General features: G+C 65.0%; 34 protein-coding genes and 1 tRNA gene. 19 read left to right on the forward strand and 16 right to left on the reverse strand.

Annotation, left to right across the window (positions count from 1 at the left end; all coding sequences use genetic code 11):
* Nucleotides 1-2 precede the first annotated feature (2 nt).
* Together BN1313_RS09960 and BN1313_RS09965 are read right to left on the reverse strand one after the other, a co-directional pair.
* Nucleotides 3-1,622 carry a phage head spike fiber domain-containing protein gene (locus BN1313_RS09960; RefSeq protein WP_091739808.1) on the reverse strand — a complete coding sequence of 540 codons (1,620 nt, stop codon included), beginning with the start codon at nucleotides 1,620-1,622 and terminating at the stop codon, nucleotides 3-5.
* Nucleotide 1,623: 1 nt separating this feature from the next.
* Entirely contained in the window at nucleotides 1,624-3,291 is a 1,668-nt protein-coding gene (locus tag BN1313_RS09965; RefSeq protein WP_091739811.1) for a phage tail length tape measure family protein, read from the reverse strand.
* An 85-nt stretch (nucleotides 3,292-3,376) separates the two neighbouring features.
* Between BN1313_RS09965 and BN1313_RS09970 the strand changes: the two genes are divergently transcribed.
* Together BN1313_RS09970 and BN1313_RS09975 are read left to right on the forward strand one after the other, a co-directional pair.
* Nucleotides 3,377-3,685 carry a type II toxin-antitoxin system HigB family toxin gene (locus BN1313_RS09970; RefSeq protein ID WP_091739814.1) on the forward strand — a complete coding sequence of 103 codons (309 nt, stop codon included), beginning with the start codon at nucleotides 3,377-3,379 and terminating at the stop codon, nucleotides 3,683-3,685.
* Between the two features lie 9 nt (nucleotides 3,686-3,694).
* Nucleotides 3,695-4,078, forward strand: a complete 384-nt coding sequence (locus BN1313_RS09975) for a helix-turn-helix domain-containing protein (protein ID WP_091739817.1) — start codon at nucleotides 3,695-3,697, stop codon at nucleotides 4,076-4,078.
* A 39-nt stretch (nucleotides 4,079-4,117) separates the two neighbouring features.
* Here the strand turns inward: BN1313_RS09975 and BN1313_RS09980 are convergent, their stop codons facing one another.
* Nucleotides 4,118-4,672, reverse strand: a complete 555-nt coding sequence (locus BN1313_RS09980; RefSeq protein ID WP_091739820.1) for a hypothetical protein — start codon at nucleotides 4,670-4,672, stop codon at nucleotides 4,118-4,120.
* A 3-nt stretch (nucleotides 4,673-4,675) separates the two neighbouring features.
* Between BN1313_RS09980 and BN1313_RS16560 the strand changes: the two genes are divergently transcribed.
* Nucleotides 4,676-5,020, forward strand: coding sequence for a hypothetical protein (locus BN1313_RS16560; protein ID WP_176695959.1), 345 nt, complete (start codon nucleotides 4,676-4,678; stop codon nucleotides 5,018-5,020).
* 250 nt (nucleotides 5,021-5,270) lie between these two features.
* Here the strand turns inward: BN1313_RS16560 and BN1313_RS09990 are convergent, their stop codons facing one another.
* From BN1313_RS09990 to BN1313_RS10025, 8 genes are all read right to left on the reverse strand, one after another.
* On the reverse strand, nucleotides 5,271-5,813 hold the full coding sequence (locus BN1313_RS09990) for a hypothetical protein (protein ID WP_091739826.1): 543 nt from the start codon (nucleotides 5,811-5,813) through the stop codon (nucleotides 5,271-5,273).
* A 470-nt stretch (nucleotides 5,814-6,283) separates the two neighbouring features.
* Nucleotides 6,284-6,490 (reverse strand): hypothetical protein, encoded by a 207-nt coding sequence (locus BN1313_RS09995; RefSeq protein WP_091739829.1) that lies wholly within the window; start codon nucleotides 6,488-6,490, stop codon nucleotides 6,284-6,286.
* Nucleotides 6,490-6,768: a hypothetical protein gene (locus BN1313_RS10000; RefSeq protein ID WP_141653113.1), complete on the reverse strand. Its 279-nt coding sequence runs from the start codon at nucleotides 6,766-6,768 to the stop codon at nucleotides 6,490-6,492. The genes BN1313_RS09995 and BN1313_RS10000 overlap by 1 nt, the downstream gene beginning before the upstream one ends.
* Before the next feature lie 31 nt (nucleotides 6,769-6,799).
* Nucleotides 6,800-7,780 (reverse strand): hypothetical protein, encoded by a 981-nt coding sequence (locus BN1313_RS10005; RefSeq protein WP_091739835.1) that lies wholly within the window; start codon nucleotides 7,778-7,780, stop codon nucleotides 6,800-6,802.
* A 43-nt stretch (nucleotides 7,781-7,823) separates the two neighbouring features.
* Nucleotides 7,824-8,204 (reverse strand): phage tail assembly chaperone, encoded by a 381-nt coding sequence (locus BN1313_RS10010; RefSeq protein ID WP_091739838.1) that lies wholly within the window; start codon nucleotides 8,202-8,204, stop codon nucleotides 7,824-7,826.
* 29 nt (nucleotides 8,205-8,233) lie between these two features.
* Nucleotides 8,234-8,671: a hypothetical protein gene (locus tag BN1313_RS10015; RefSeq protein WP_091739841.1), complete on the reverse strand. Its 438-nt coding sequence runs from the start codon at nucleotides 8,669-8,671 to the stop codon at nucleotides 8,234-8,236.
* 82 nt (nucleotides 8,672-8,753) lie between these two features.
* Nucleotides 8,754-9,233 (reverse strand): hypothetical protein, encoded by a 480-nt coding sequence (locus BN1313_RS10020; protein ID WP_091739845.1) that lies wholly within the window; start codon nucleotides 9,231-9,233, stop codon nucleotides 8,754-8,756.
* A 58-nt stretch (nucleotides 9,234-9,291) separates the two neighbouring features.
* Nucleotides 9,292-9,699 (reverse strand): phage tail terminator-like protein, encoded by a 408-nt coding sequence (locus BN1313_RS10025; RefSeq protein WP_091739848.1) that lies wholly within the window; start codon nucleotides 9,697-9,699, stop codon nucleotides 9,292-9,294.
* A 270-nt stretch (nucleotides 9,700-9,969) separates the two neighbouring features.
* Here BN1313_RS10025 and BN1313_RS10035 point away from each other — a divergent pair, with 270 nt between their 5' ends.
* The 15 genes from BN1313_RS10035 (at nucleotide 9,970) to BN1313_RS10100 (ending at nucleotide 17,620) form a co-directional block, all read left to right on the forward strand.
* Nucleotides 9,970-10,635 (forward strand): DNA cytosine methyltransferase, encoded by a 666-nt coding sequence (locus BN1313_RS10035; RefSeq protein WP_091739856.1) that lies wholly within the window; start codon nucleotides 9,970-9,972, stop codon nucleotides 10,633-10,635.
* A 17-nt stretch (nucleotides 10,636-10,652) separates the two neighbouring features.
* Nucleotides 10,653-11,366: a hypothetical protein gene (locus BN1313_RS10040; RefSeq protein WP_141653114.1), complete on the forward strand. Its 714-nt coding sequence runs from the start codon at nucleotides 10,653-10,655 to the stop codon at nucleotides 11,364-11,366.
* A complete protein-coding gene (locus BN1313_RS10045; protein ID WP_091739862.1) occupies nucleotides 11,366-11,605 on the forward strand; it encodes a hypothetical protein in 240 nt (79 codons plus the stop codon). Before BN1313_RS10040 ends, BN1313_RS10045 begins: the two co-directional genes overlap by 1 nt.
* A complete protein-coding gene (locus BN1313_RS10050) occupies nucleotides 11,595-11,867 on the forward strand; it encodes a hypothetical protein (protein WP_141653115.1) in 273 nt (90 codons plus the stop codon). The genes BN1313_RS10045 and BN1313_RS10050 overlap by 11 nt, the downstream gene beginning before the upstream one ends.
* A gap of 187 nt (nucleotides 11,868-12,054) precedes the next feature.
* Entirely contained in the window at nucleotides 12,055-12,576 is a 522-nt protein-coding gene (locus tag BN1313_RS10055) for a hypothetical protein (RefSeq protein ID WP_091739868.1), read from the forward strand.
* Entirely contained in the window at nucleotides 12,569-13,117 is a 549-nt protein-coding gene (locus BN1313_RS10060) for a DUF1281 family ferredoxin-like fold protein (RefSeq protein WP_091739870.1), read from the forward strand. The genes BN1313_RS10055 and BN1313_RS10060 overlap by 8 nt, the downstream gene beginning before the upstream one ends.
* A gap of 17 nt (nucleotides 13,118-13,134) precedes the next feature.
* Nucleotides 13,135-13,407, forward strand: coding sequence for a hypothetical protein (locus tag BN1313_RS10065; RefSeq protein ID WP_091742597.1), 273 nt, complete (start codon nucleotides 13,135-13,137; stop codon nucleotides 13,405-13,407).
* Nucleotides 13,404-13,688 (forward strand): hypothetical protein, encoded by a 285-nt coding sequence (locus BN1313_RS10070; protein WP_091739872.1) that lies wholly within the window; start codon nucleotides 13,404-13,406, stop codon nucleotides 13,686-13,688. The genes BN1313_RS10065 and BN1313_RS10070 overlap by 4 nt, the downstream gene beginning before the upstream one ends.
* On the forward strand, nucleotides 13,685-13,822 hold the full coding sequence (locus BN1313_RS16565) for a hypothetical protein (RefSeq protein ID WP_176695960.1): 138 nt from the start codon (nucleotides 13,685-13,687) through the stop codon (nucleotides 13,820-13,822). The genes BN1313_RS10070 and BN1313_RS16565 overlap by 4 nt, the downstream gene beginning before the upstream one ends.
* Nucleotides 13,819-14,073 carry a hypothetical protein gene (locus BN1313_RS10075; protein WP_091739875.1) on the forward strand — a complete coding sequence of 85 codons (255 nt, stop codon included), beginning with the start codon at nucleotides 13,819-13,821 and terminating at the stop codon, nucleotides 14,071-14,073. The genes BN1313_RS16565 and BN1313_RS10075 overlap by 4 nt, the downstream gene beginning before the upstream one ends.
* Nucleotides 14,054-15,118 (forward strand): tyrosine-type recombinase/integrase, encoded by a 1,065-nt coding sequence (locus BN1313_RS10080; protein ID WP_091739879.1) that lies wholly within the window; start codon nucleotides 14,054-14,056, stop codon nucleotides 15,116-15,118. Before BN1313_RS10075 ends, BN1313_RS10080 begins: the two co-directional genes overlap by 20 nt.
* Before the next feature lie 75 nt (nucleotides 15,119-15,193).
* Nucleotides 15,194-15,269: transfer RNA gene (locus BN1313_RS10085), tRNA-Thr, on the forward strand.
* 404 nt (nucleotides 15,270-15,673) lie between these two features.
* Entirely contained in the window at nucleotides 15,674-16,918 is a 1,245-nt protein-coding gene (locus BN1313_RS10090; protein WP_091739882.1) for an MFS transporter, read from the forward strand.
* A gap of 31 nt (nucleotides 16,919-16,949) precedes the next feature.
* Nucleotides 16,950-17,150 (forward strand): hypothetical protein, encoded by a 201-nt coding sequence (locus tag BN1313_RS10095; RefSeq protein WP_091739885.1) that lies wholly within the window; start codon nucleotides 16,950-16,952, stop codon nucleotides 17,148-17,150.
* A 2-nt stretch (nucleotides 17,151-17,152) separates the two neighbouring features.
* Complete coding sequence (locus BN1313_RS10100; RefSeq protein ID WP_091739888.1) at nucleotides 17,153-17,620, forward strand: c-type cytochrome; 468 nt, start codon at nucleotides 17,153-17,155, stop codon at nucleotides 17,618-17,620.
* On the opposite strand, the gene BN1313_RS10105 is transcribed toward BN1313_RS10100, so the two are convergent.
* The 4 genes from BN1313_RS10105 to glpK all read right to left on the reverse strand — a co-directional run bounded on the left by BN1313_RS10105 (nucleotide 17,617) and on the right by glpK (nucleotide 23,969).
* Nucleotides 17,617-17,928 carry a DUF1272 domain-containing protein gene (locus tag BN1313_RS10105; protein ID WP_091739893.1) on the reverse strand — a complete coding sequence of 104 codons (312 nt, stop codon included), beginning with the start codon at nucleotides 17,926-17,928 and terminating at the stop codon, nucleotides 17,617-17,619. The two genes, BN1313_RS10100 and BN1313_RS10105, sit on opposite strands and share 4 nt — an antisense overlap.
* Before the next feature lie 5 nt (nucleotides 17,929-17,933).
* Nucleotides 17,934-21,155, reverse strand: coding sequence for an efflux RND transporter permease subunit (locus BN1313_RS10110; RefSeq protein ID WP_091739896.1), 3,222 nt, complete (start codon nucleotides 21,153-21,155; stop codon nucleotides 17,934-17,936).
* Nucleotides 21,152-22,330, reverse strand: a complete 1,179-nt coding sequence (locus tag BN1313_RS10115) for an efflux RND transporter periplasmic adaptor subunit (protein ID WP_141653116.1) — start codon at nucleotides 22,328-22,330, stop codon at nucleotides 21,152-21,154. Before BN1313_RS10115 ends, BN1313_RS10110 begins: the two co-directional genes overlap by 4 nt.
* Before the next feature lie 139 nt (nucleotides 22,331-22,469).
* Entirely contained in the window at nucleotides 22,470-23,969 is a 1,500-nt protein-coding gene (gene glpK / locus BN1313_RS10120) for a glycerol kinase GlpK (RefSeq protein WP_091739899.1), read from the reverse strand.
* 84 nt (nucleotides 23,970-24,053) lie between these two features.
* Between glpK and BN1313_RS10125 the strand changes: the two genes are divergently transcribed.
* Complete coding sequence (locus BN1313_RS10125; protein WP_091739902.1) at nucleotides 24,054-24,848, forward strand: NAD kinase; 795 nt, start codon at nucleotides 24,054-24,056, stop codon at nucleotides 24,846-24,848.
* On the opposite strand, the gene BN1313_RS10130 is transcribed toward BN1313_RS10125, so the two are convergent.
* Nucleotides 24,845-25,078 (reverse strand): hypothetical protein, encoded by a 234-nt coding sequence (locus BN1313_RS10130; protein ID WP_091739905.1) that lies wholly within the window; start codon nucleotides 25,076-25,078, stop codon nucleotides 24,845-24,847. The two genes, BN1313_RS10125 and BN1313_RS10130, sit on opposite strands and share 4 nt — an antisense overlap.
* Nucleotides 25,079-25,097 lie beyond the last annotated feature (19 nt).

A 25,097-nucleotide genomic window follows, 5' to 3' on the forward strand; every position in this document is an offset into this window, starting at 1 on the left:
GGTCAGACCTCCTCAATCTCCAGGTCGATCATGGCCGTGGTGACGGCCAAGCGGATGGAAAAGCGGCGATAGATGCCGCGCAGGAACATCGAGTCGAAGTAGACGTGGCTGGAATCTTCGATGCCGAACCACAGCCCAACCGCGGCATTCAGGAGCGAGCGCGCGACGCGAGCCGGGGCCACCTGTTCGGGGGTGCAGAACGACGTGGCGGATATGCGCGGGATGCTGCGCCGGGGGACGATCAATAGGGTGCCGAACTCGTCGCGCTCCAGCTTGGAGTAGTTCGTCGCGTCGTCTTCCGCGCCTTCCAGCGTCTCGCCAAGGTCGTAGGCGACGCCGACGTCGAAGGAGCCGAGGGTTACGTCGCCGTCGTCGCGCTCCAGGGTCAGTGTGATCGTGCAGTCGTCTACTTCGGGCAGATCGAACGCCGCCCGTGAGCGGGGCGAACCGCTGTCCAGTTCACCGCTTTCAGTGAGCACCACGGCGCCCGTCTCATCCTTGACCTCAAGGGTGTAGCGATCAGCGATGACGTTGGAGAACGCCGCCACGTCCACAGCTGTAAAGGGCGTGATGGCGTAGTACATGGGCGAGGCCGCCGTGGCGCCCGTCGAGCGGAACAGGTCGAACGGCGCCCAGCGGTTGGTCGCCCCGAGCGGGAACCAGTAGTCCAGGTCGGTCAGGGCGTGGCCGCTGTTGCTCGCAGCCAGGGATTCGAAGCGTTCGTGCTGGTTGTCGGTCGTGTTTCCTCGGACGATGTAACCCAGAGCATAGGATGTGACGGCGCTATAGACTGGCTCACTCTCAGCGACGTTCGACACCATCATGTTTCCATAGGTGTCGGCGGCCCTGGTCACCGTCGAAGACGTGGCGGTCGGGATGTAGGAGGAGAGCGTCGCCCCGGCCTTGGCGTCCAGGCCCCAGATCAGGATCCCGTTCGTGCCGTCGCCCAGATAGCTGACCGTCGTCGAGTTGGTGTCGGCGTCGGTGAAGTCGGTGAAACTCTGGATATAGACCCGGACCTGAACCTGCGTGACGTCGGACGCCAGCAGGACGTTCTCAAAACTGATGCGTTGGAAGCCGCTCGCGACCAGGGGGCGCTTGATCGTGCCGACCGATGCCCCGCCGACGCTCACCGTGGCGCCGGGCAAGAGACCAGAACTCAGCAGGAAGGTCTGCGCGACGGAGGACGTGGTCCCGTTGACGTTGCGGATCTCGACGCGGGCATAGGTGCGCCCTGCTTGTGCGAGGAATAGCTGAATGCTGAAGGGCTGGCCTGCGGAGATCGTGAACGTCGGGCCGTCCGTGTAATGCGGGGCCGTGGTGGCGCTCTCGACCAGTTTATCGGCGGTGTTGTTCGCGTCCGGCGCCGATGCGGTGTTCGTCGTCACTGTGGCGCCTGAGGCGGTCCACTGATCGACCCGTTCGGAATAGCCGATGAGGTTGGTCGCCGCCGTTTCCAGCAGCAGGGCGGTGACGCCGGTTCCGGGCTCTCGATTGAACCGCGGCTCGTCGATGGCGGCCAGGTGCATGACCAGCGAGCCGTCGAAATAGGTCGCCGTGGTCGAGCGTTCGAAGACGCCCGCGCCGTTGTCGGTGATCGGAACTGGAACGACGACGCGCATCTTAAGCCGCCGCCGTCGTGAGGGGCTGTTCACCCATCGCCGCGCCGACAAGCACCGTCGCGGACTTGGCCGTGTTCTGCATCGTGCCGACCTGGGCGAGGTTGCCCTTGTTCTGTGCCGCTAGCAGCTCAACCAGCAGTGCGTTCTGCTCGGCCAGGAGGGTGTTCGTGTCGGTCCCGTTGTCGTTCGACGTCGGGCTGATCGCCTCCATGTAGCTGAGGACCGCAGAGCCGAAGGACTGGAGGCCGCCGTCGATGCTCACCAGGACATCGTATTGCGATTTCAACACCTTGAGTTGCTGCTCAGCGATCGACAGTTCGCTCTCGGCCAGGGTCGCCGCATCGTCGGCCAAGCGGCGCACCTGAGCGCGGTCGCGGGCGTAACTCAACGCGTCCGTGGCCTGAGAGAGCGAAGTCTGAAGGTACGAATTGCCGACCGTCTGCACCTGATCCAGCGCGCCAATATCGCCCCGTCGGATGCGGGCCTGGAGGGCGGTGAAGGCGGCACGGCTGGAGGCCGCTTGAGCCGCCTCGGGAAGCCCCGCCATGCTAAGCCCAGCGCCGTACTGGCGCAGCGAAGAGGCCAGTTCGCGGAAACGATCGATCGTGGTCTGGATCGCTGAGGCTTCGCGGTTGTAGGCGTCGGTCAGGCCGCTGGCGGCTTCCGAGATCTTGCTCTTCATGAGGTCGGCGACCTCCAGGGCCTCAAGCTCCTTCAGTTGGTCGTTGATCTTCGACAACTGGTCGGCCGTCAGATAGCCAGCGCCGAAGGCCGTGTTGACCTCATCGCGGCGCAGACCCTGGGCCGTCTTCAGTTGCGACATCGCGTAGGCGTCGGGGTCCTTCAGCGCGAGGATGGCGTCAGCAAGGGCCTTCGGGATCGCGTTGGCCTGGGCGTAGGCGGCAAGTGCCTCCGTAACCGCATCAAAGCCCTTGCCCGCGGCCAGCATGCTCTCGACGAGCTTTTTCTGGGTGTCGTCAACGTAGGTCGCACCGTCGAGCAGCGCCTTCATTGCCACGTCCACGGCTGCGCCGCTGGCCTCCTCAGCAGCAGCCATTGCGCTGGAATACCGCTCCATAGCTGCGCGCGATTCTTCCGAGGACTTTCTACCCTCCTGGAAGGCGGACCTGAGCGCGTAGAAGCCCGCTGTTAGAGCCGCCAAAGGTCCGACAGACTGGACAATGCCCATCAGGGCGGATCGGACGGTGACACCGCGCGCGGCCATGGTCTGGAAGACGTCAGCGATCTGCGGGCCCTGGGTAATTAGGATCGCCATGGCGTTTGACCCCATCGCCCCCATGACCGCCACGTCGCTGAGTTGGCGCGATAGGTTCATGGCCTCGTGCGATTGTATCTTAGCGCCAGCAGCCGCGGCGGCGTGCGCCTTCCCCATGACCACCATCTGCGTTGTGGCGGTGGACGCGGTGGACGCGACCGCCGCCGCCGCCGCCTGTTGGGCCGCCGCAAGTTGGCGCGTCACCGCGTATTCGCCGCGCATAGCAGCCTCAGCTTGCTTGATTTGCTGCGCCATCTGACTCGTGGCCGAGCCGAGTTCACGCTCGGCTCGCTCAGCTTTGACCGCACTCGCCGAGATCTGATCCAGCGTCACGACCGCTTCCCGGCCGCCCTGCACACTGGCGCGCATGATGAGATCTGCCGCGTCCGACATGCTCGCCTCCCTAATTCAAGTGATGCGTTCCAAATAATGGAACATTCCGCTTGTTCCACCGTTGGGAACGCGATATCAAAGACGGATGAGGATCATCGCGCGGAAAACTTTGATCGAGTTCTGCGACACACTCCCTCCGAAGGAGCGCCAGTCTGCTACGTCGGCCATGATCGCATGGCATACTGCGGCTTCTGCCGTGGAGTGGTCGAGCTTCGCCGAGATTAAGGCGACGTTTAACACTGCCGATTGGGTCGGAGACGCAAAGGTCGTTTTCGATGTTGGTGGCAACAAATATCGGATCGTTGGTCTGGTGGGCTTCCGGTCGAAGCGGGTGTGGGTGTTGTTCGTCGGAACCCACGCCGCGTACGATGCAATCGACGTTTCGCAACTCTAGAGGTGCTCAATGTTTGACTTCAGCGCTGTGCGGGCCATCCGCACCGACGAAGAACACGAAGCGGCCCTGCGTGAACTTCGACCCCTATTCGAGGCGGATCCAGATCCCGCGTCGGAGGAAGGCGCTCGCCTGGACGCCCTCGCCCTCCTGATCGAACACTATGAAGAGGGCCGGTGGCCCATCGCCAAGGCGTCTCCGCTTGAAGTCCTCAAGTTCATGATGGAGCAGAACGATCGGACCCAAGCCGACCTGTCTGCGCTCCTAAATTCCCGATCGCGTGCGTCTGAAATACTCAGTGGGAAGCGTGAGCTGACACTCGATCAAATCCGCCTTCTTGCTCGAGAGTGGCACATTCCAGCGGCCGCTTTAATTGGCGAGCTTGAGCCAGCGTAAGAGGAATGAGGAGCGGCCTCGCGACCGCTCCTCCCCGAGTTAGTTGGCGGGGGCAACGCATCTGATATGGGCGTCAGCTGAACCTTGGTCACTCCCCGCCCTTCGCCACGCGACCCAAAGATCGCGGACGAATCTTTTTTCGACGTAGCGCTGCGCTCGGTTGTGGGCGTGGCCCTTCGTCTCAACTCTCTCAAGCTCGTACACCTTGCGGGCGTCGTAAACCGTCTTCAGCGGCCCACCGGCCTTCACGATGCAGGCGCCCACGTTCCACACCACAGAGCGTCTCGCCGGGCTGTAGCCGTGCGCCAGAGCGGCTTCTCCGCTGACCCTGCGCTGGCGCCCATCAAGCATCACCGCGAGGCCCATCCTTTTCCAGAGCTTGGCAACCGTCGAATAGTTCGACAGGTCACCGGCCTCACCGACGATGGCTGCAAGGGAGGCGATACCGACCCCTCTGACGCCGAGGACAAACTCAGCGACCGGAAGCTGGGCGGCCAGCTTGGCTAGGCGCTTCTCCACGGCCTTTCGGTGCTTCTCAACACCGTCACGGGCCTCGACCAGAGGGAAGGTCGCAGCAAAGGCGATCTCGGCCATAGGGTGGCTGCCCTTGCCATAGGCGGCTTTATAAATGACGTCCGCTTCGCCCTTGTCCCCGCCTTCTGCCAGCCTTCGGCACAGGGCTTTCGCTTGCAGCGTGAGCGACTTCTCGGCCCGGTGCCAGGCTTGCCGACGCCTCCATTGCTCCCGGATTTCGGCGATTACGGCGGGATCGACACTTCTGCATTGGTCGCTGCCGACAACTGGTCGATGGCCGATCCCGCCTACCTCGTCGCCGAGGATGTTCGCCGGATCGACGTTGCCGCATTGGTCCAATCGGACAGGGCAGCCATGGTCGATCCGGCCCCCGCTTTCGGCGGGGATTTGTGCGAGGCCAACAGTTGATCTCTGGTCGTCTCCGACACGTCTACCGTGGTCAGCCTCGCCCCCATCGCTGGGGATCTTTGCGAGATTGACAGGCCTCCTACGGCCCTGATGGGCACTGCCGGCAAGGTCAATCTCGCCCCCTTGCGGGGATTGTTCGCGAGCGGCCGACAGTGGTGCATTGGGGCCCACGTCAAGAATGGTCGATCCGCTCGCGTTGGCGACATGCATTGTACGGCCCTGAGGGGCGCGAGGATGATGGCCGCCAATCTCAGTCAGAGGCATGTGTCGCCTCCAGCTGCAATTCCTCCAGCCGCCGGTCCGACAGTACGTCCGAGACGCGCTTGCCGTCCGGTAGGCTTTGCCCAATGAGCCGAAGCCAGCGGGCCTTGGTCCCCATATCCGCCGACTGGCGTGAGTAGAACTCCGCCGCGGCGCCCACTTCTTCGCGGGTCGCTTCGCCGAGACGACGGCCGCCCGGTAGCGGGAACATTAGCAATGTTCCGGCGGCCAACTGGACGACGCGGGCTCTCTGTTCCGCCATGACCTCCGGCTTTGACGCGCCGGCAGTGTGGCTCTTCGTTCCCGTCCAGACCTCGCGCCGGACGTCTTGAAGGTGTCTCCTGATCGCCTCGCGGCAGGCCTGGGCGACCCACGGTTCAAGCAAGGCGCTTCGGAGCGTCGGACTCTGATCAACTGCGATCTGCAGCATGTCAGCGGCCTTATTCATGTCGCCGTTGGCGTCCTCAAGCGCCGCGATGACCGCCGCGCCGACCAACTCCTCGGGCTTCATCTTCCGGGCTGCGGCGGGCATTAGATGGCCTCCGCTTCATCAATGGTCGCCTTGCGGGCGAACCGAGGGATGCGTCGGGGCTCGCAGCAGAGCCCGCTGCATATCGGCAGCGACCTTCAGATCGTTGAGCGCCGCGAGTGCGGCGGGGATCGGATTATGGGCACGCCGGGGCGTGCTACTACGCGAGGTAGCCATGTCTCGATCTCCGTAGGATCGTTTCGGGTTAGGACCGGTGCCAGCGCGTCAACGCTTGCCCGGTCCGTCATTTAGGGATAGTCCTAAATCATGACCGCGTCAAACAAAAAGGATGAGCCTAAAAAGAGAGGCCGACCCGCTACCGGGAAGGACCCTATGCTAGGCTTTCGTTCACCCCCCGATTTGACGCAACGCATTGATGCGTTTGCCGAAACAATGGCTGCGCCCCGTGCCGCCGCTATTCGCAACCTTGTCGAGATCGGCCTAAGCACAGTGGATTCGAAGGCCGACTGACGTCACTTCTTGCGCTCAGCGTCGAGGTAAGGCCGAAAACGCTCTAGCTCCGCATCTAGCACTCGAGCGCGTTCCTGACGCGCCTCCTGCTCGGCCTCCGCCTTCCGCATCGACACCCCAATCGCCACCACGGCGATAGCCGCCACGACCACAAAGAACACGATCACCAGCACGCGGTTGATCTCGCCTCGCAGCTCTTGCCGTTCCATCAGACTTGCCCTTCGCCAATGGCGGGCTTGGCGGGCTTGGCGGGCTTGGTGCTGCCGATCGCTCCGACAGCCTCGACGATGGCATTGGCGCCGATCAAAACGATGCCTGCCAAGAAGGCCACTGATCCGGCCTGAAAGATCATCTGCTTCACCGTAGTGAGCCCGATGTTCACAATGCTTCCGAAGCCGTCACTCGACGGCACGCTCGCGTCGTAGAAGAACCCCCAAATCATCGTCAGCGCGCCGAACCCGGCCAACAACCACCCTGTCGTTCTCATACCCACCCCTCCCTTTGACGTTGGGAGGCTATCAGGACTGAGGCGACGCGCTAGGTGGCAGGAGGAAGGACGCTTGCCCCTCGATCCGCGCGTCGAACTCCTCATACTCGCGGATCGCCATGACCAGGGTGGCGCGAGTTTCGACGTTGCTGTCGCTCTGAAGGCGGACGTGGATTTTGTGGATCCGTCCGTCTTCCAGGTACACAGGATCAGACGATCGCAGCGCGTTGTCTGATGGCGCCAGGTTGAGAACGTACGGCAGAAGCGGCGAAGAATTGTAGTTCCGGTAGGCGACGATCCAGTAGCCGAGGCTGTCGGCGCTGATGCTTCGCGCCGGAACAGGGCCGATATAGCGACGCACGCCAATGACCCGGCCCTCGGACTCAATCCAGTCAACAAACAGCGAACACACCGGCAGGTCAGTGTCGCTCAGGTTCTTCACTGTGAGTAGCGCTCTCGATTGTTTCTGAGCAGTGGCCTGCCCTCGGGGTCGGGCGTCGGCCAGGTTGCGAACGAATGACCTCGCCTCGACATGTGCCCGTGCGACCTTTTCGCCGTCCTGGACCAGCAGAAAATCGGAGGGACCGAACATCCTATCCACGACAGCCTTGGGTAGCGGAGCGCTGAGCGTCTCATGTTGCACCGAGACTGTCACATCGAGGTCGCGCGCACGCTTCGCGGCCACATTGATGATCTGCGCGACGCCCTGTTCTAGCGCTTCGTCTTTGGCCTCTTTCCTCTTTAGCCACGTATCGAGCCAAACCCCCGCGCCAAATCCCGTAACCAGAGCGGTCGCAAGGGCTGACGACCACAGGAACCAATCCGCGGTGATCACGCTCAGAACGAAATTCACGACTGCCGCCACTTGGCCGCGAGGGTCTTTAAGAAGGCCGAGTTGATCAGCCAGCCTAGTAAGCCAGGGACCGAAAAAGCCCGTTGTGAAGATCGCGCCAACGCCAGCGATCGCCCAGGGGACGCCTTCGCGAATCTTTTTTCGGCTCGGTCGCTCCATGGCGCGATCCTGCCTGGACTCAAGTCGGCATAGCAACGCTGTGTCACTGCGCCTCCTTCGCCCTGGTGGGATTGAGCCGTTCGGCCATGCCGCGGAAAAGCGAGCGCATGCCTTTTGTATTCTCGACTGGCACCTGAGAGGACTGGGCTTCCGGCTTAGACCGGGCCGCCCTCTCCTCCCCGACGACGGCTAGGAAGGTGTCGTCGATCCGCTCGATCAAGCGTGTCTGCCAGGCGGTCAGGGTGATCAGAGCCTTCCGCTCGAAGGCCTCGATCTCCTGGAAAGTGAGCGGGTTTACAGTCATGCCGGACTGACGCCGGCGGTTTAGCCTGCCGTACCACTCCAAGATCGGCCCGAGTTGGATCGGGGGATCGGGGAGAGGGTGGTGGTCGCGTTCACGCTTGATGTTCGAGTTGCGGAACACGACCTCGGCGTAACCGATCAGGCTGTCGGCTAGCCCTTCAAAAAATTTGAGCGGTCCTCGATAAACGCGACGACCTGCTCGCGGACGAAGGACATTTTGGGATCCGAGTAGAGCGCCGCGGCGGCCTGTTGGGAGAACTCTGCGGTGTCGCTGCCCAACTCCATCTTCCAGCCTGTCGTCAGCTTGGCGAGGTAGCTGGCATTGTCCGTGTGCATGCCTTCAGCGGTGATCTTCACGCGCTGTCCGGCCTGAATCCGGCGGTTCGTCTGCGAGTTTCGGGTGGCGACGGCTATGTCGCTATCTTCGCCCAGCAGGTAGATCACCATCGGCGACTTATCGCTGTTGAAGAGTTGAGCGCCGTCGATGCCGCGCAGCTCAAGAGGGCTCGCCTCATCGGGCAAGTAGACCTTGGTTGGCGGCTTCGGGGCCGCGACCTGCGGGGCGTGAGTGTCAGCGTATTCGTCCATGGGGCTTGCTTCCTAAAAAGCAGTCGGGTGCGACCCGACCATGAGTTGAGGGAGAGACTTTTGTTCGGCGGTGCGACGCCGCTTAGGCGACCACGACGCTCGGGACTTCCACGATCGCGGAGTCGATAGCGCCGACAAAGTTGCGGCGGATGTTCGAGTTGCCATCGCCGGGGTTCAGGCGCGCCGACATCCACTTCACTCGGAAGTAAAAAATGCTGTCGGTGTCGTTGGCGTCCGCACCATCTGCGAGCAGGACTTTGATCGGATAGCTGAAATTGTTTCCGACCATCGCGCGCACCGCGTTTTGGCTGGCCGACAGCGGATCTTGGAGAACGGTGATGGTCAGGTCGCCAGCGTCAGCGATGCCGGCCGCCTTGCGGACGCGGGCTTCGGCGAGCAGCGTGGCGGTCACCGCTTGAACTTGGTCGCCGAACTCGCCGATGGACTCGACGCCCGTGAGCTCAGTCCAGGTGAGCGCCGCATAAGCGGAAACGGTTGAGACGGTGGAGTTGGGTGTAGCGCTATAAAAAACCTGGGCGCCTGCGCCCGTGCTGTAGGCCATCTGGTGGCTCCTTTCGGATTATGAACGAAGCCGTGCCCAGCTCGGCTGTTAGGGCGGGTCAGGTGGCCGAGACGGTCCAGCTGATAGTCACGGGCACGCGCACGTCGGCGGCCCCGATGATTGGTGCGGCCTGCCACGAGGCCCGGTTAATCTTGACGGCGCCCAGACGTTTGCCTTGGGGAAACGCAGCGATGATCTGGTCAGCCGCCCGCTTAGCGTCGACGAGGCCTCGGTTCTTTGGCCAGACCGCCGTGATCTGCATGAGGCCTTGGTCAAGGCGACCTGCCTTGAGACCTTGCGCGAGAGGTGCGTTCGGAAAGTCGGCGACCTCAAGATAGGGCTCGTCGTCTACGGGAACGAATGTCTCTCCAGGCTCCGGCATGACAACGTCCAGCGTCGGCGAGCCGATCGAGAGCGTCAGGACGTAGTCGGTAAGGGCGAGGAAGGTATCAGCGCCGCTTGCCATCACCGCCCCCTCCTAATTGCGCCTCAGCCGCCCTGACGGCTTCAGGCCATCGTTGAGCGGCTAGGTCTCGAAACTTGGTCCCTGCCCTGCCCCTGGCGCCGTAATTGACGTGGCGAGCATAGGCAGCAGTCCACGCGATGGTGATGACGTCGTCCATGTCAGCGTTGGCGAGGACGAGGGTGAGCTGGCCTCCGCCGTCATAGGTGAAGCGAGCGTCGCCCTCGGGCTTTTCGCGCTTCGGCGGAACTGTCCCATTCGCCGTGGGGGCCAATGAAACCGCGGCTTATCGACCTCTTCTGCTGCGCTGGCGGCGCAGCCATGGGCTACCACAAGGCGGGCTTTGACGTGGTCGGCGTCGATATCGTGCCGCAGCCGAACTACCCGTTCCCGTTCATCCAGGCGGATGCGACGCGGATGGACGTGCGGTTCCTCCGCACCTTCGACGCGGCTCATGCCAGCCCGCCTTGCCAGAAGCATTCACCCCTGGCCGCGCTGTCGCCGCACAAGACCTACCCCGACCACATCGACGCGACGCGTGCTCTGCTGATCGAAAGCGGCCTTCCGTGGATCATGGAGAACGTGATGACGGCGCCGCTCGACAAGGCGCGCTCGGTCGTCCTGTGCGGCGGGATGTTCGGCCTTCGGACCTATCGTCACCGGCGGTTCGAGAGCCACCTGGATCTCGTCGCTCCGCCGCATCCGAAGCACGTCGCGCTCACCGCCACGAAGCAGCGGAAGCAGCGCTGGGCCGAGGGCTGGCACGTTTCGATCACCGGCGACGTCGGCACCTATGTCGGCCCTGAAGCCATGGGCATCGACTGGATGTCCGGCAACGAACTCTGCGAGGCGATCCCGCCTGCCTACACCGAGTTCCTGGGCCGTCAGCTCCTGTCGCACGTCAACGAAACGGCTCACGCCCGAAAGGCCGCAGCATGACCCCCAAGGAGCCTGACATGGGCGACACCACCCCTATGCGAGAAGAAATGTTGGGCATCCCGGAGTTGCCGGCCCGTGTCGCCCAAGAGCGACACCCGGTTGAGCAGTGTCGAAACGACGTTGTTTCGCGGGCCGAAGTGGTGCGCATCCTGCGTGAGTTGGGCGCTACCCACGCCGACCTTGCGATCTACGGTGAGGCTGACAGTGCGCGCAACCGAGAGTCGGCAGAGGCGGCGTTCACGCTCGCGCGCTGCGCCGTAGCACTCATGCCCCCAGCCTTCACCCCCGCGAACACGGCAGCTGTGGCCGCGCAACTTGACGAGGCGGCTGAATGGCTGGCCGACGATATCCCGGCCGGCACGCCCGAAATCGAGCATCTTGAAGGCGACGTGCGGCTCGACGAATTGGACCTCTACTGCGTCAACGTCATGCGCCGCGCTAGCGCCGCCCTCCGCGCCAAAGACGCCGAGATCGCCGCGCTGAAGGGGGCGACGGCTTGGCGGCCTATGTCGGAAGCGCCGAAGGACGGGACGGCGATCCTCGCGACGGTGCGCGTCTTCAAGGCCGGCGAGTTCTCACACCACGACACCCACGTCATCTACGCGGACGATGAGACCGGCGAGGTCCAGTACGAGTGCGAGGCCGGCTGGGCGTGGGACGACTACGAGTTCTGGCTTCCACTTCCTGACGCCCCTGTTGGCGCGGAACGCGACCACGAAGGGGGGAAGTGATGTCCTACAGGCTCTTTGGCGAAGACAGCGATCATGCGGGCGACGCGATGCATGATTTTTATACCCGAGATGACCTGCTCGATGGTGGCGACTTTGCAGAGATGTTTGCGCGCCCGCCTTTGAGACGCGTGCGGGCGGCTCAGTGCTGGCCGTGCGGCTGTGCGTTTGTCAGCGGCTACGTTCATCGGTGCGAGCAGATCGCTCCCGTCCTCAACGATGGAGGCGAGCGTGGCCGGTAAGCTGACACCTCGCCAAGCCGCCGAAGCCATTGAGCAGTTCGGCGAAGACCTAGCCAAGCTGATCAACGCCTTCGACGCGGTCGCCAATCGAATGCCCGATGGCTTCGTGGACGTGATTAACGGCATCCCGCATCAAGACCAATTAGACACCATCGCGGAGGCGTTCAGGGAGCGTGGCGATCAGCTTTGCCGCGACAGCGATGCTGCGGACGAAGCGGAGGAGTGGGCCGCCCTCGCCTCCCATGATGGAGGGGAAGGATGACCTATCCCGAATGGATTTGCAGCCCGTGCGGCGAGCAATTCGGATCGCGCATCCCAAAAATGGCGACGTGGCACGAGGGCGAATGTGGATGGTGCGCCTCGCGAGACGTGCCCGTCACTGAGCCGCGTGACTTCGGCCATCCGCCCGCGCCCAGCGCGCCTGTCACGCGTGTAACGAGCCCCCGCCCATGACCACCTCCCCCAAGATCACCGAGGTTAAACTTATTGAGCGGCTGAGGCGGTCGGCCGACTGGCAGCGCAGGCACGACGTCGGCGCGTCGAACGGATATGTCACGGCAGACGATCTTGACCACGCGGCCAACGCCCTCGCCGACCGCGAGGCCCTGGAGCAAGAGAACGCGGAACTACGGCTTGCGATCTGCGGCGGCGAAGATGCACCGGGCCATAATGCAACGATCCCGCACGCTCAAATTCTGGCGACGCTAGCCGAGAACTACGCCGGCTCGCGCGCCTGGGCCGAAGCCGAGAAAGCCCGCGCCGACCGGCTGGCGGAAGCTCTGATCAAAATTGAGCGCTGGTTCGGTGAATTTCCTGACACCGGAAAAACCTGGCCGAATGGCTCGCCTGTTTCTTACGGAGCAAGCTGGGGCTCAAATGGCGAACGGGACTTTATGCGGGTTGTCGCGCGCCAAGCCCTCGCCGCCTTCGACACCTCCCGGCCTGATGACGCGGAGGGCGGGGATGCCTAATCACGTCGTCAACGAACTGATCTTCCGAGACGTCGCCGAGGACGATCAGGAGCGCATCCTACGAGCCGCGTGTGGCGAAGGCGATAAGGTCGATTTCAACGCCCTGGTACCCGCGCCGCTGAACATGTGGTGGGGCAGCGTCAGCGACCGACACGAAAAGGCGTTCGGACGCACCCATCTCGCCTGGGCTCGGGACCATTGGGGCACCAAGTGGAACGCCTACAGTCATCGGCCCGTCGAGCGCACCGAAGATAGCCTGACGCTCCGCTTTGAAACGGCTTGGCGACCGCCCTATCCATGGCTGGCCGCCATGTTCAACGCGCTGCGCCTGTCCTTCGACCACAACTGGCTGAGCGAGGGCGACGGTATCGGCGTTCATGGGCGCTTCGACGCCACCCAGGTTGAAGATTTGGGGTCCGATCCCTGGCGCGAAACGTCCGCCGAGGGCGACCTTCAGAAACACCTCCACGTCCTGCAATGGGGCGTGGAAAGCTTCGATGACGACGATGACGCCACCCACCAGCCCGGAGGCCCGGAATGACCGGAGAGAGCGAGAGCATGACTGAACGCTTGGTTATCCGGCGCATCGCTGAGGTGGCGGCCGGCGTGGCTTCGCAGGCGGGCGTCCCAGGCGCCGATGTCGCTGGGCTGATCGTGTCGTTCCTGGCCGCCAACCCCGAGCACGTTTCGCGGTTCATGGCCGAAGGCGGCGAGCTTTTCATCGACGGCACGATACGCGCCGAGCACGGAGCCCTGAGTTTCGGGGCGATGAACGGCAAGATGGTCACGCCGGCCGAGTCGCGCGCGCTCAAGGGGATGCCCGACCAATGACCCACGCGCAGACTATCATAGAGCGCGTCGCGAGGGCGCTATGCATCGCTTCGGGCCACGATCCCGATAGCGATTGGCGGATCGTTGACGGCGTGATGCTGACAGTCGCCATCAAGCCTGGGCACGAGAAGCGTTGGCGAGCCTATGTGCCTGTGGCCCGCGCCGCCATCAAGGCGATGCGCGAGCCGACCGAGGCTGTCCTAGAGGTAGACGAGTGGACCGGCGGCGATCTGTGGCGTCTGTCGATCGACGCCGCTCTCAGCCAGGGCGACGAGAGATGAGCGCGCGCTTCGGTTCACGCGAGCATATCAACGCCGTCGCCGCATTCCTCGTGAGTCGGTGCGGCATTCCGATTGAGGATGCCGGCTGGTTCGCAGTCGAGATCGTCAACGCTGCACGGGGCGTCCGAAAATGACGGCCCGCCTCCTGACTGACCGCGCCCTAGCCGAATACCTCTCTCTGCCGCTTACGAGCGCGCGGAAGGTGGCGGCCGGCCGCGTGATGTTGGGAGGTCGCGTGCGTTGGGACCGGATCGCCCTGGACGCTTGGCTTGACGAGATGCAGGGCGTGACGGCTCAGTTGCCGGCCAACGAAAACCCCACGCCCGCGGACGAAGCCCTTGCCCGGTTCCTTGAAGGCCAGCGCCATGCTCCCCGGCGTCCATAGGGTCAAGATCACCCTCGCTGGCGGGCGGGTCGGAGAATATTGGTATGCTTGGCGCGGCGGCCCTCGCATCCTGAAGGCGGTCGCCAAGACCACGGCGGCCCTCCTGCGCGAGGTTGAAGCCCAGGCCGCCGAGGCGGCTATCGCCTACAAGGCCGCCGTGAAGCCCGCGCCTTCTGGCGCGTTCCTCGACGGGCTGATCACCAAGTTCCTGTCGCCGCCCGAAGGCCACGAGTTACCGGCGCACCTGGCCAAGCTATCGCCGCGGACTGTCGGCGACCTTCGCACCGCTCTTGATGTCGTGCGAACCGACCTGGGCGAACTTGAACTGGCCGCCCTGGCCGCTGACGGCGCCCGTAAGGTCTTGCTCGACTGGCGCGGGCGCTATGCATCGACGCCGAAGACCGCAGACACGCGCATGGAAGCGCTGGCGAAGGTGCTGAAGTGGGCGAAGGACAACGACGAGATCAGGTCCAACCCGATCGAGGAGTGGCCACGCCTCTACCACGCCAATCGGGCAGAGGTCGTCTGGACGAAAGCGGATCTGATCAAGCTTCTGCGCGGCTCGCCGGCGCCATTCCGCACAGCAGTGCTGCTGGCGATATTCACCGGCTTCCGGGGCTCCGATCTGGTGCGCGTCGCCTGGCAGCACGTCGGCAAGGACGCCATCGCTCTGCCAACGGGCAAGAGCCGTGGGAAGCGCGTGGCTATTGTGCCGATCACGCCGAAGCTGCGGGCCCTGCTGGACGCCATCGGCCGCAAGGACGTCGGAACCGTCCTCACCAGCTCGACGGGCGAGCCCTGGACGCACTCAGGGCTTCAGACGGCGATGCAGCGGGAGAAGCGAGAGCGGAAGATCAAGGGCCTGCGCTTCCACGACCTGAGAGGTACCGCAGCGACCAACTTCATCCGCGCCGGTCTGCCCATTCCCGACGTCGCGACCATCATGGGCTGGGACAAGGTGAAGACCGAAACTCTCGCCTCCTACGTCACGGCCGAGGCGGTTGCGGAAGGGATGTTGGAGCGGCTAAGGAAGAACAGACGGTGACCCGGATTTGTAAAAGATCTGGGCGGCTGTAAAAGGCTGCACGTCACCGCCAGAATTGTTCAATCAATTCAAAGCGCCGGTTTAGCTCAGCTGGTAGAGCAGCGGTTTTGTAAACCGAAGGTCGCGGGTTCGATTCCTGCAACCGGCACCATCGCCTCCCATGTTCCCAAGCTTGGCTGCAGTTGTCGCCGCATCTGGCCGACGCAGCGAGCCGTAACGCGCCTATCGCAGCTAGACTGTGCCGGTCGACCGCGAGGTAAGGCGCAATGAATGAGTGAGACTTCCAGGCCCACGACCGTCCGGTCCACGCTCGCCACGGTTCAGCGCCTGTCAGGTGCGTTCTGCGAGGAAGAGGGCAGAGGTTGCGGCCTTAGATTCTCAGCTTCGTCGCTTCTGATCGCCGGCGCCGCCCTGGGCTCGACGGTGATGATCCTTCGATAGCGACGCGCCCTGGCGCAGCGTTCAGTTTTTCTTGGCTCATGCCGCCGCCGGCGCGGCCTAGACTGGCGAAGACGCTCCGCAGGCTGAGCGCGGGTGCGGGGGAGAGTTGTTCGTATGTCATCCTTGGCGGCCGAGCGGCCGGACAATCCCCTGGCCGTGCCGGTTTTGCTGGGCATCGTCTTCATGAGCCTGATCGGCTTTGGCATCGTCGTGCCGCTGCAGCCCTTCTACGCCACGGTGTTCGGCGCGAGCCCTCTGCAGGTGACGGCGATGTTCTCGCTCTTCGCCTGCGGACAGTTTTTCGGCGAACTGACCTGGGGCCGACTGTCGGATCGGCTGGGCCGCAAGCCCGTGCTGATCGGCACGATCCTGGCCTCCTCCATCGGCTATGTCGCGCTGGCCTTCGCACCGAACATCTGGGCGGCGCTCGGAGCCCGGGCGCTGACGGGCTTTTTCGCCGGCAATATCTCTACCGTGCAGGGCTATGTCGTGGACGTGTCACCCAAAGACCGGGTCGCCGGACGGCTCGGCCTCGTCGGTTCGGCCCTGGGCCTGGGCTTCATCGTCGGTCCGGTGATCGGCGGCCTGCTGGCGAGGCCCGAACTGGGCGCCGTGGGCTTCCGCCCGCCCCTGCTGGCCGCCGCGGGCCTCTGCGTCGTCTCAGCGCTCAGCGCGACGATCATCATCCGAGAAAGCCTGCGCAAGGGCGATGGCGCGTCCCCGCACCGTCCCGGCCCGATCAGCGCGCTCCGCCAGGCGATGGGGGACGCCGTATTGAGACCCCTGCTGGGCACGACCCTGTTCTCGTTCGGCGGCTGGTCGATGATCTGGGCGAGCTATGGGCTTTGGGCCCATGCCCGGTTCGGCTGGGGTCCGCAGGAGATCGGCGTCCTGCTCGCCGGCACGGGGATCGCCACCGCAGGCAGCCAAGCGCTGTTTTCGGGGCTGACCGCGCGCCGCCTGGGGGAATCGCGCACCGTCATCGCCAGCCTGTCGATCACGGCGCTTCTGATGCTGTCGCAGGTGCTGCCGCTGTCAGCGCTCGTTTCGTCGGCGATCGTTCTGCTGTTCGTCGTCACCTACAATGTCGGCCAGCCGGCCAATACGACGATGGTCTCGCGGGCGGCGCTGGAGGGGCAGCTCGGCGCGAACAACGCCTCCAGCGCTGTGGCGCGGATCTTCACGCCGATGCTGGGCGGCCTCGCCTTCTCGCATATCGGCATCTGGGCGCCGTTCTTCTTCGGCGCCGGCTGTCTCGCCTTGGCCGCGACCATGGGCTACGTCGGATCACGAGCGCTCGCCCAGCGCCTGAAGGACGCCAACGCCGCCGCCGTTGCGCGTTCTCAGCCGGTGGCGTAGGCCGGTTCTCAGGCGCACAGGAGTTCAGGTGATGGAAGACGAGATCGTGAGTTGCACCAGCTGCGGCTGGACGGTCCTGACGATCAAGCCAAAGTCGATCGTCGTCCACGCCGGACCCAACGGGGAATCGAGCGAATTTCTCACCGGCCCGGGCTCCGATCTGGTGGGCGTCAAATGCCCGAAGTGCCGGGTGATCGGCGCGACCGTGTCCGCCGACCGGTTCCGCCGCTAGGCATGCGCGCCACCGCTCTGATCGTGGGTTTGAGCCTCCTGACCGCCTGCGGCCCGAAGCCGCCAGGAGAGGCCGCTGCGCCCCCGCCGCCGGAGGCGACGCCCGCGGAAAAGCAGGCCCTGCTGGCCGCCCTGCCCGCGCCCTACAACACCGGCGATCTGAAGAACGGCGAGATGCGCTTCGCGCTCTGCCGGTCCTGCCACACGATCGCGCCGGGCGGCGCGAACATGACCGGTCCGAACCTCTACGGCGTGTTCGGTCGTAAGGCCGGGACGCATCCGGATTTCAACTACTCGCAGGTGGTGAAGGCCGCGGGCTTCACCTGGGACGCCGAACACCTGGACAAGTGGCTGGCTGATCCTCGGGGCTTCATGCCAGGCACGAAGATGAGCTTTGCGGGCCTGCGCGACGAGAAGGATCGCGTCGATCTGATCGCTTATCTGAAGGTCGAGACCGGCTACGCGCCCTAGCGGTCTTCCGGGGGAATCTCTCGCAAACGGGCCGAGAATTCAGCAATGGCGTCTCGTTCGTAGCTCAAACCCACGCGCTTGGTCGAGGGCGGCCGTTCGCTTACCGAGAGGCCAGGGCGCCATGGTCCCGCCGGGCGGATCGGCCGCGGCGTAAAGCCGCCGCCGCAGTTGGGGCAGACATTGAAAAGCACCTCTTCGACGCACGTGGCGCAGAAAGTGCATTCATAGGTGCAGATGCGCGCGTTGGTCGCCGCCGGCGGCAGGTCGACATCGCAGCACTCGCAGTTGGGTCGAAGCTCCAGGGCCATCGGGCCTACTCCGCCGGATGACCTTCGATGTAGCGCTCGTCACGCTCATAGGCCTCAAGCTGCCGGGCGTTAGCCTCCGGCGACTTCGTGAAGCGCGCCAGGAGATTGTAGAACACCGGCACGATGAAGAGAGTCACGAGGGTCGCGAAAATCGCCCCGAAGAAGATCGTGACGCCGATGGTCTTGCGGCTTTCACCGCCGGCGCCGCCCCAGAGAATCAGCGGAATGGCCCCGGCCGCAGCCGAGATCGATGTCATGACGATCGGGCGCAGCCGAAGGGTGGCGCTCTCGATGACCGCCTCGCGGATCGAGCGGCCCTCGTCGCGCAACTGGTTGGCGAATTCGACGATCAGAATGCCATTCTTGGCGGCGACCCCTACGAGAATGATCAATCCGATCTGGCTGTAGGTGTTCATTGTGGAGCCGGCGAGCAGCAGACCGAACAGGCCGCCAAGCGCCGCCACCGGCACAGTCAGCATGATCACCGCCGGGTGGATCCAGCTTTCGAATTGGGCGGCGAGCACCAGGAACACCAGAAGAAGCGCGACGCCGAAGGCCACGCCAACCGAGCCTGAACCCTCGAGGAAGTCGCGCGCCAGCCCGCCCCATTTGAAGCTGACCGAAGTTGGCTGCTTGGCGATCTCGGCCTTGAAGAAATCGACCGCCTCACCGACAGAATAGCCCGGATTCAGTTGCACGGAGAGCGTGATCGACCGCATCCGATCGACCCGCGGACGGTTGGCCGTGTCGCCCGTCACCTGGGTGGTCACCAGCGACGACAGGGGTACGGCGATGCCAGAGGCCGACCGGACATAGACGCGTTTTAGGTCACCCTCCGACTGCCGTTCAGCGCGATCGGTCTGCAGGATGACATCGTATTCCTGGCCGTTCTTGATGTAGGTCGTCACCTGGGCCGAGCCGAACAGGGTCTGCAGGGCCTGGCCCACGGCGTTGGCCGAGACGCCGAGCGCGGCGGCCTTATCGCGGTCCATCGACACCAGAACCCGCGGGCTGGTCGGTTCGTAGGCCAGGCGCGCCCGCGCCATGCCGGGATTGTCCTCCGCCGCCGCAAGCAGCGGTTTGATCTTGGCTTCGATCTGCGGATATTCATTGCCGAGCACGATCAGGTCGAGGTTGGCCCCGCCGCCCGGCCCGCCGCCGCGTTGAATGCTGGGCCGCACGCTGGCGATGACTCGAGCGCTGGTGATGTCGGCGAAGTCGCGGTTCAGCTGCGCGGCCAGTTCCTGCGATTTCACCTTGCTGTCATGCGGCAGTTCCACGTTGCCGCCGCCGGTGTTGAACTGGTTCTGCCCGAAGCTCGGCTGTGAGAAGAAGTAACGGCTGATCTCGCCCTTGTCGTAGAGCGCCTTGGCGCGACGCTCGACCTCGAGCACCGCACGGGTTGTGTAGTCGAAGCCCGATCCTTCGGGCGCCTGGAAGTTGAAGTCGACGCGCCCACGGTCTTCGAGCGGCACCAACTCCTTGGGCAGCTTCATGTAGATCAGGCCCGCGCAGCCCATCAGGGCCACCACCAGGAGGCTGGTGATCACCGCCGTCGCGCGGTGGCCCAGCATGTCCTGCAATGACCGCTCATAGGACCGCCGGACCGCGTCCACGGCCCTGTCGACGTTGCGTGCGAGCCACCCGCCGCCGGTGGCCGGACGCAGCAACTTGGAGGCCAGCATGGGCGACAGGCTGAGCGCCATGAGCGCCGAGAAGAACACCGCCCCGGCGACCGCAACCGCCAGCTCGACGAACAGGCGGCCGATATAGCCCGGCATGAACATCAGCGGCGCGAAGACCGCCATCAGCACCGCGGTCGTGGCGACGACGGCGAAGAACACCTGGCGCGCGCCACGCTCAGCGCCGAGCAGGGGCGGCTCTCCGTCGTCGATACGGCGCTGGATGTTCTCGACGACCACGATCGCGTCGTCGACGACAAGGCCGATCGCCAGGACCAAGGCCAAGAGGGTCAGGAGGTTAAGCGAGAACCCAAGGGTCGCCAGGACAATAAAGGTCGACAGGATACAGATCGGCGCGACGATCGTCGGTATCAGCGCCGCGCGCCAGGATCCGAGGAACAGGATGTTCACCAGGGCCACGAGGCCAAGCGAAATGCCCATGGTGATCCACACCTCGTGCAACGCCTCTCGTGTGAACTCGGTGTTGTCGACGCCGGCGACCAGCTTCATGCCCTTGGGCAGGGTCGGGATGATTTCGGCGACCGTGTTGTTCACATCGGTGGCGATCTGCAGGTCGTTGGCCTGCGACTGCCGTTGGATCGCCAGACCGACCTGGTTCATGCCGTTGGCGCGGAACAGGCGGCGCGGCTCGTCGGCGCCTTCCTCGATCCGGGCGATATCGCCGAGACGGACGATGTAGTCGGCGTTGTTCGTCGAGGACTGCACCTGCGGCAGCGCCCCCGCCGCGGCCCCTGCACCGGCCGTGCCGAGGGCCGCCGAGACCTGGGTGTTGACGCGGTTCGGTAGCGCGATCGGCATGAGCGCGAACTGGTCAGGACGCGAGTAGCCGCGCGCGACGCGGACCGTGAAGTCCTTGTCCTTCGCTTCGAGGGAACCGGCGGGAAGCTCCAGATTCTGCGTCGTCAGCGCGGTCTGCACGTCCTGGACGGTGACCCCGCGCGCGGCCATGGCCTCCGGGTCGAGCCAGACGCGCATGGCGTAGTTCAACGCGCCGGCGACATTGACCTGGGCGACGCCCGGCACCGTCGACAGACGCTCCACCAAGTAGCGGTTGGCGTAATCCGTCAGCTGCAGCCGGTTCAGCGTCGTGGAGCTCAGCTGCAGGATCATGATCGGCTGGGCGTCTGCGTCGGCCTTGGCGATCTGCGGCGGATCGGCCTCGATCGGCAGACGCGAGGTGACACGGCTGACGGCGTCGCGGACGTCGTTGGCCGCCTCGTCCAGATTGCGGTCGAGGGTGAAGGCGACGTTGATCCGCGAGGTCCCGTCGCGCGACGAGGAGTTGACCCGGTCGATGCCCTGGATGCCGGAGACCTGGCGCTCGATCACCTCAGTGATCCGCTCTTCGACAACCTCGGCCGAGGCGCCGCGGTACGTCGTGCTCACCGAGACGCTGGGCGGGTCGATGTTGGGCAGTTCGCGGACGGGCAGGACCATGAAGGCCGCCGCGCCGATGACGCAAAGGATGATCGCGGCCACCGCCGCGAACACCGGCCGCCGGACGGAAAGGTCGGAGAGGGTCACAGCCGCAAGCCTGGCGGCGGCGGCGGGGCTGGCCGCGAGGGACCGACCTTAACCGGCTGGCCGGGCTGGATTTTGTTGAGGCCGTCGGCGACCACGCGATCGCCGGCGTCGAGGCCCTCACGGATCTCGACCATGTTGTCCTGACGAAGGCCTGTCACCACGGGGCGCTGGTCGGTCAGCGTGCGCTCGCCCTGTTTGACAATCACGAAGGCGAAGGTGGATTCGCCGGAGATCTGCAGCGCCGACTCCGGGATGGCCAGGCTGTTGCGCTGACCGCGGACGACCTGGACGCGGATCATCATGCCCGGCTTCAGGCGACGGTCGCCGTTGGGAAATTCCGCACGGGCGGTGACGGCGCGGGTCCGCTCGTCGATCCGTGTGTCGATCGTGGCGATGCGGCCGGGGATCGGCTGGTTCGGATAGGCGTCGGCGAACGCAGTGATCGCCTGGCCTTGACGAAGATTGTTGATGAAGCCTTCGGGAATCTGGAAGTCGACGCGGATCGCCGACACATCGTCGAGGGTGACGATGGCCGCGCCAGGATTGACCAAGGCGCCGGGCGCGATGTCCGACAGTCCGACAACGCCGGCGAAGGGAGCGCGGATGATACGGTCGTTCTCGCGGGCCTGGGCCGCCTCGACGTCAGCGCGGGCCGACAGGTAGTTGGCCTGGAATTGATCGACCATGGCCTGGGACGCCCAGCCCTGCTGACCCAGCTTGCGGTAACGTTCATAGGCGCGTTCGGCCTGCACGAGGCGCGCGCGCGCCTGCACGATGGCCGCGTTCTGTTCGGTGGCGCGCAGTTCAACCAGCACGGCGCCGCGCGGCACGGACTGGCCGTCGCGGAAGCGCACCCGATCGACCAGCTGGGTCGTCGCCGCGGACAAGGTCACGGACTGTCGCCCCTTGGCTACGCCGATGACATCGAGCGTATCGGTGAACACTTTGGATTGCACAGCGGCCGCGGAAACAATCGCGCCGCCGCCCGGGCCGCGTCTTCCGCCGCCCGGACCCTCGCCGCCTGGGCCCGCGCCGCCGCCCGGCCGCCGCTGTTCAGCCTGTCCGCCGCCTTGTCCCGGCGAACCTGTTCCGCCCATAAGCCTTAAGGCGCCGACCACGATCATCAGGACCAAAACCGCCACTGCGCCGACAAGGAAGAAATGGCGTTTCAACAAGCTGGCGGGCTCCATCAGCGGCTTGGCCGGGGCGATTGCGGGTCAGTACGGGGATGGTGGGCATACACCTGCCGCCGTAACAGAACGATGGCGTCGTGTTGCGAAGTTGAAACAGGCGACCGCGATGCTCGCCGCCCGCTCAGCCGGCGGAACGCAACCGCTCAATGGTGTCTAACCATCGGGCGTAACGACCTTCGCGGTCGTGGCTATCCATCAAGGGCTTGAAGCCCTCCGTCTTCAAGTGCGCCGCCGCAGCGGCCTCTACATCGGCGTAGAGGCCGACACCCAGGCCGGCGAAAAGCGCGGCGCCAAGCGCGGTAGCCTCCTGGTAGGTCGCACGCTGGACACCAACGCCCGTCAGGTCCGCGAGACGCTGGGAGAACCAGGCGCTACGCGACATTCCGCCGTCAATCCGCAGTTCAGCGCCGCGATGGAACGCGCCAGGCGCATCAGCCCGCATCGCCTCGACAAGATCGCGGGTCTGCAACGCACAGGAATCGAAGGCCGCCTCGCAGATTTCCGGCAGCCCGGAATCGCGCGTGAGACCGACGATCGCGCCGCGGGCGCCCGGATCCCACCAAGGCGCGCCCAGGCCCGTGAAGGCCGGCGCGACGATGACCCCGTGGTTCGTGCGGGCGCGCCTGGCCAGGGCCTCCGCGCCTTGCGGGCCGCCCGGCACGCCAAGCTCCTCACCTAACCATTGAATCGCCGCGCCGGCGACGAAGATCGACCCTTCCAACGCATAGGTCACGTCGCCGCCGATACGCGCGGCGACGGTCGTCAGCAGACGTGAACGGGACAGAGCAGCGTCCTTGCCGGTGTTGACCAACAAGAAGCAGCCGGTGCCGTAGGTGGCCTTCATCTCGCCAGGACGGATGCACCCCTGGGCCATGAGCGCCGATTGCTGATCGCCGGCCACGCCGCGAATCGGAATGGACCGGCCCAACCACTCTGTGTCCGTCTCGCCGAAATCGGCGGCGCAGTCGCGCACCTCCGGCAAGAGAGCGGCCGGCACGTTGAACAGCTTCAGCATCGCCGGCGACCAAACCTGGGCGGTGATGTCGAACAGGAGCGTGCGCGAGGCGTTCGTCGCGTCGGTGGCGTGGACGCGGCCGCCGGTCAAACGCCAGATCAACCAGGTGTCGATGGTGCCGGCCAGCAACTCGCCGGCCTCGGCGCGTGCGCGCGCGCCGTCAATGTGGTCCAGAAGCCAGGCGATCTTGGTGGCGGAAAAGTAGGGATCCAGAAGCAGGCCGGTGGTCGCCGCCACCTCCGCCTCAGCTCCCTCCGCCGCCAGGCGCTCGCAGACGGCGGCGGTGCGCCGGTCCTGCCAGACGATGGCGGGATGAATCGGCCGACCGCTCTGGCGTTCCCACACCACCACGGTCTCTCGCTGATTGGTCACGCCGATGGCCGCCACATCGGCGATTTCACGGCCGGACCCGCCGATGCATTCGCGCATCGATGTCACGGCGGCGTCGAAAATCTCGTCGGCGTCGTGCTCGACCCAGCCGTCGGCAGGGTAGCTCTGGCGGAGGGGCTGGCCGGCGTTGGCGACCGGCTGGCCGGTCAAGTCGAACAGGATGGCGCGTGTGCTCGTCGTGCCCTGGTCCAGCGCCAGGATCAGCGGCTCGCCCATGCATATCCTCCCTGTCGTTGAACCTTCGGTACAGCAGTCGACTCGTTTGACAAGGCCGGTCGGATCGCGGCCATTGGCCGTCGCATGTCCGAGCGTTCGACCCCCAGTTCATCACCCCCGGCCAATCTCGCCTTCGTCGCCAGCGAACGGCCGGAGGCCATGGAAGCGCGCGCCTCCTTGGCGCGACGGTACGGCGACGCCGACCCGGCAGACGCCCAGGCGATCGTCGCCCTGGGCGGCGATGGTTTCATGCTGGAGACGATCCACCGGTTCCTTGGCATGGGAGTTCCCATCTACGGCATGAACCGCGGCTCGGTCGGCTTCCTGATGAACGAGTATGTCGAGGAAGGGCTGCCCGAACGGATCGCCTGCGCTGAGCAGGCGCAGATACACCCCTTGCGCATGACGGCGGTCGACGCCAGCGGTCAGCGTCACGAGGCCTTGGCGTTCAACGAGGTCTCGTTGCTGCGCCAGACCCGGCAGACGGCCAAGCTGCGTATCACCGTCGACGGCCGGGTGCGGTTGTCGGAGATGCAGTGCGACGGCGCTCTGGTGGCGACCCCGGCGGGGTCCACCGCCTACAACCTGTCGGCCCATGGCCCGATCATTCCGCTGGACGCGCGCGTCCTGGCGTTGACGCCGATCAGCGCGTTTCGTCCGCGCCGTTGGCGCGGGGCGCTGCTGAATCACAAGGCCCAGGTGCGCTTTGAGGTGCTGGAGGGCGACAAGCGCCCGGTCAGCGCCGTGGCCGATAACTTCGAAGTGCGCGACGCGCTGGACGTGGTCATCGCCGAGGATCGGGAGATCGTCATGACGATGCTCTTTGACGCTACCCGCAGCCTGGAAGAACGCGTCACCGCCGAGCAGTTCCAGGCCTAGCGCGGCGTCGGTATCGGAGTCTCCGGGATCGTCGGCGGCGAACCCGGCAGGACCGGCAAGGGAAAGTCCGGCGTCCGCGCCGAATTAAGGGCGAGGACAGCGCCATCCACGGCCCTCTGGCTGCGCGACACCAGCGACCATCCCATGAAGCAAACCGCAGCGACCAGGACGAAGGCCACGACTCCGTACCAAGGGTTGGCGCGATCGGATGACTTGCGGGCGCTCTTCATGGCGGCCTCCTCTCGTCTC

The sequence above is a fragment of the Phenylobacterium immobile (ATCC 35973) genome (assembly GCF_001375595.1).
In the GTDB taxonomy this organism is placed as follows: Bacteria; Pseudomonadota; Alphaproteobacteria; order Caulobacterales; family Caulobacteraceae; genus Phenylobacterium; species Phenylobacterium immobile.

Bases quoted from the DNA above. Each gene is read 5' to 3' on its own strand.
- BN1313_RS09960 (WP_091739808.1), bottom strand. From the start codon at position 1,622: ATGCGCGTCGTCGTTCCAGTTCCGATCACCGACAACGGCGCGGGCGTC.
- BN1313_RS09965 (WP_091739811.1), bottom strand. From the start codon at position 3,291: ATGTCGGACGCGGCAGATCTCATCATGCGCGCCAGTGTGCAGGGCGGC.
- BN1313_RS09970 (WP_091739814.1), top strand. From the start codon at position 3,377: ATGAGGATCATCGCGCGGAAAACTTTGATCGAGTTCTGCGACACACTC.
- BN1313_RS09975 (WP_091739817.1), top strand. From the start codon at position 3,695: ATGTTTGACTTCAGCGCTGTGCGGGCCATCCGCACCGACGAAGAACAC.
- BN1313_RS09980 (WP_091739820.1), bottom strand. From the start codon at position 4,672: ATGGCCGAGATCGCCTTTGCTGCGACCTTCCCTCTGGTCGAGGCCCGT.
- BN1313_RS09990 (WP_091739826.1), bottom strand. From the start codon at position 5,813: ATGCCCGCCGCAGCCCGGAAGATGAAGCCCGAGGAGTTGGTCGGCGCG.
- BN1313_RS09995 (WP_091739829.1), bottom strand. From the start codon at position 6,490: ATGGAACGGCAAGAGCTGCGAGGCGAGATCAACCGCGTGCTGGTGATC.
- BN1313_RS10000 (WP_141653113.1), bottom strand. From the start codon at position 6,768: ATGAGAACGACAGGGTGGTTGTTGGCCGGGTTCGGCGCGCTGACGATG.
- BN1313_RS10005 (WP_091739835.1), bottom strand. From the start codon at position 7,780: ATGGAGCGACCGAGCCGAAAAAAGATTCGCGAAGGCGTCCCCTGGGCG.
- BN1313_RS10015 (WP_091739841.1), bottom strand. From the start codon at position 8,671: ATGGACGAATACGCTGACACTCACGCCCCGCAGGTCGCGGCCCCGAAG.
- BN1313_RS10020 (WP_091739845.1), bottom strand. From the start codon at position 9,233: ATGGCCTACAGCACGGGCGCAGGCGCCCAGGTTTTTTATAGCGCTACA.
- BN1313_RS10025 (WP_091739848.1), bottom strand. From the start codon at position 9,699: ATGGCAAGCGGCGCTGATACCTTCCTCGCCCTTACCGACTACGTCCTG.
- BN1313_RS10035 (WP_091739856.1), top strand. From the start codon at position 9,970: ATGAAACCGCGGCTTATCGACCTCTTCTGCTGCGCTGGCGGCGCAGCC.
- BN1313_RS10040 (WP_141653114.1), top strand. From the start codon at position 10,653: ATGGGCGACACCACCCCTATGCGAGAAGAAATGTTGGGCATCCCGGAG.
- BN1313_RS10045 (WP_091739862.1), top strand. From the start codon at position 11,366: ATGTCCTACAGGCTCTTTGGCGAAGACAGCGATCATGCGGGCGACGCG.
- BN1313_RS10055 (WP_091739868.1), top strand. From the start codon at position 12,055: ATGACCACCTCCCCCAAGATCACCGAGGTTAAACTTATTGAGCGGCTG.
- BN1313_RS10060 (WP_091739870.1), top strand. From the start codon at position 12,569: ATGCCTAATCACGTCGTCAACGAACTGATCTTCCGAGACGTCGCCGAG.
- BN1313_RS10065 (WP_091742597.1), top strand. From the start codon at position 13,135: ATGACTGAACGCTTGGTTATCCGGCGCATCGCTGAGGTGGCGGCCGGC.
- BN1313_RS10070 (WP_091739872.1), top strand. From the start codon at position 13,404: ATGACCCACGCGCAGACTATCATAGAGCGCGTCGCGAGGGCGCTATGC.
- BN1313_RS16565 (WP_176695960.1), top strand. From the start codon at position 13,685: ATGAGCGCGCGCTTCGGTTCACGCGAGCATATCAACGCCGTCGCCGCA.
- BN1313_RS10075 (WP_091739875.1), top strand. From the start codon at position 13,819: ATGACGGCCCGCCTCCTGACTGACCGCGCCCTAGCCGAATACCTCTCT.
- BN1313_RS10080 (WP_091739879.1), top strand. From the start codon at position 14,054: ATGCTCCCCGGCGTCCATAGGGTCAAGATCACCCTCGCTGGCGGGCGG.
- BN1313_RS10090 (WP_091739882.1), top strand. From the start codon at position 15,674: ATGTCATCCTTGGCGGCCGAGCGGCCGGACAATCCCCTGGCCGTGCCG.
- BN1313_RS10095 (WP_091739885.1), top strand. From the start codon at position 16,950: ATGGAAGACGAGATCGTGAGTTGCACCAGCTGCGGCTGGACGGTCCTG.
- BN1313_RS10100 (WP_091739888.1), top strand. From the start codon at position 17,153: ATGCGCGCCACCGCTCTGATCGTGGGTTTGAGCCTCCTGACCGCCTGC.
- BN1313_RS10105 (WP_091739893.1), bottom strand. From the start codon at position 17,928: ATGGCCCTGGAGCTTCGACCCAACTGCGAGTGCTGCGATGTCGACCTG.
- glpK (WP_091739899.1), bottom strand. From the start codon at position 23,969: ATGGGCGAGCCGCTGATCCTGGCGCTGGACCAGGGCACGACGAGCACA.
- BN1313_RS10125 (WP_091739902.1), top strand. From the start codon at position 24,054: ATGTCCGAGCGTTCGACCCCCAGTTCATCACCCCCGGCCAATCTCGCC.
- BN1313_RS10130 (WP_091739905.1), bottom strand. From the start codon at position 25,078: ATGAAGAGCGCCCGCAAGTCATCCGATCGCGCCAACCCTTGGTACGGA.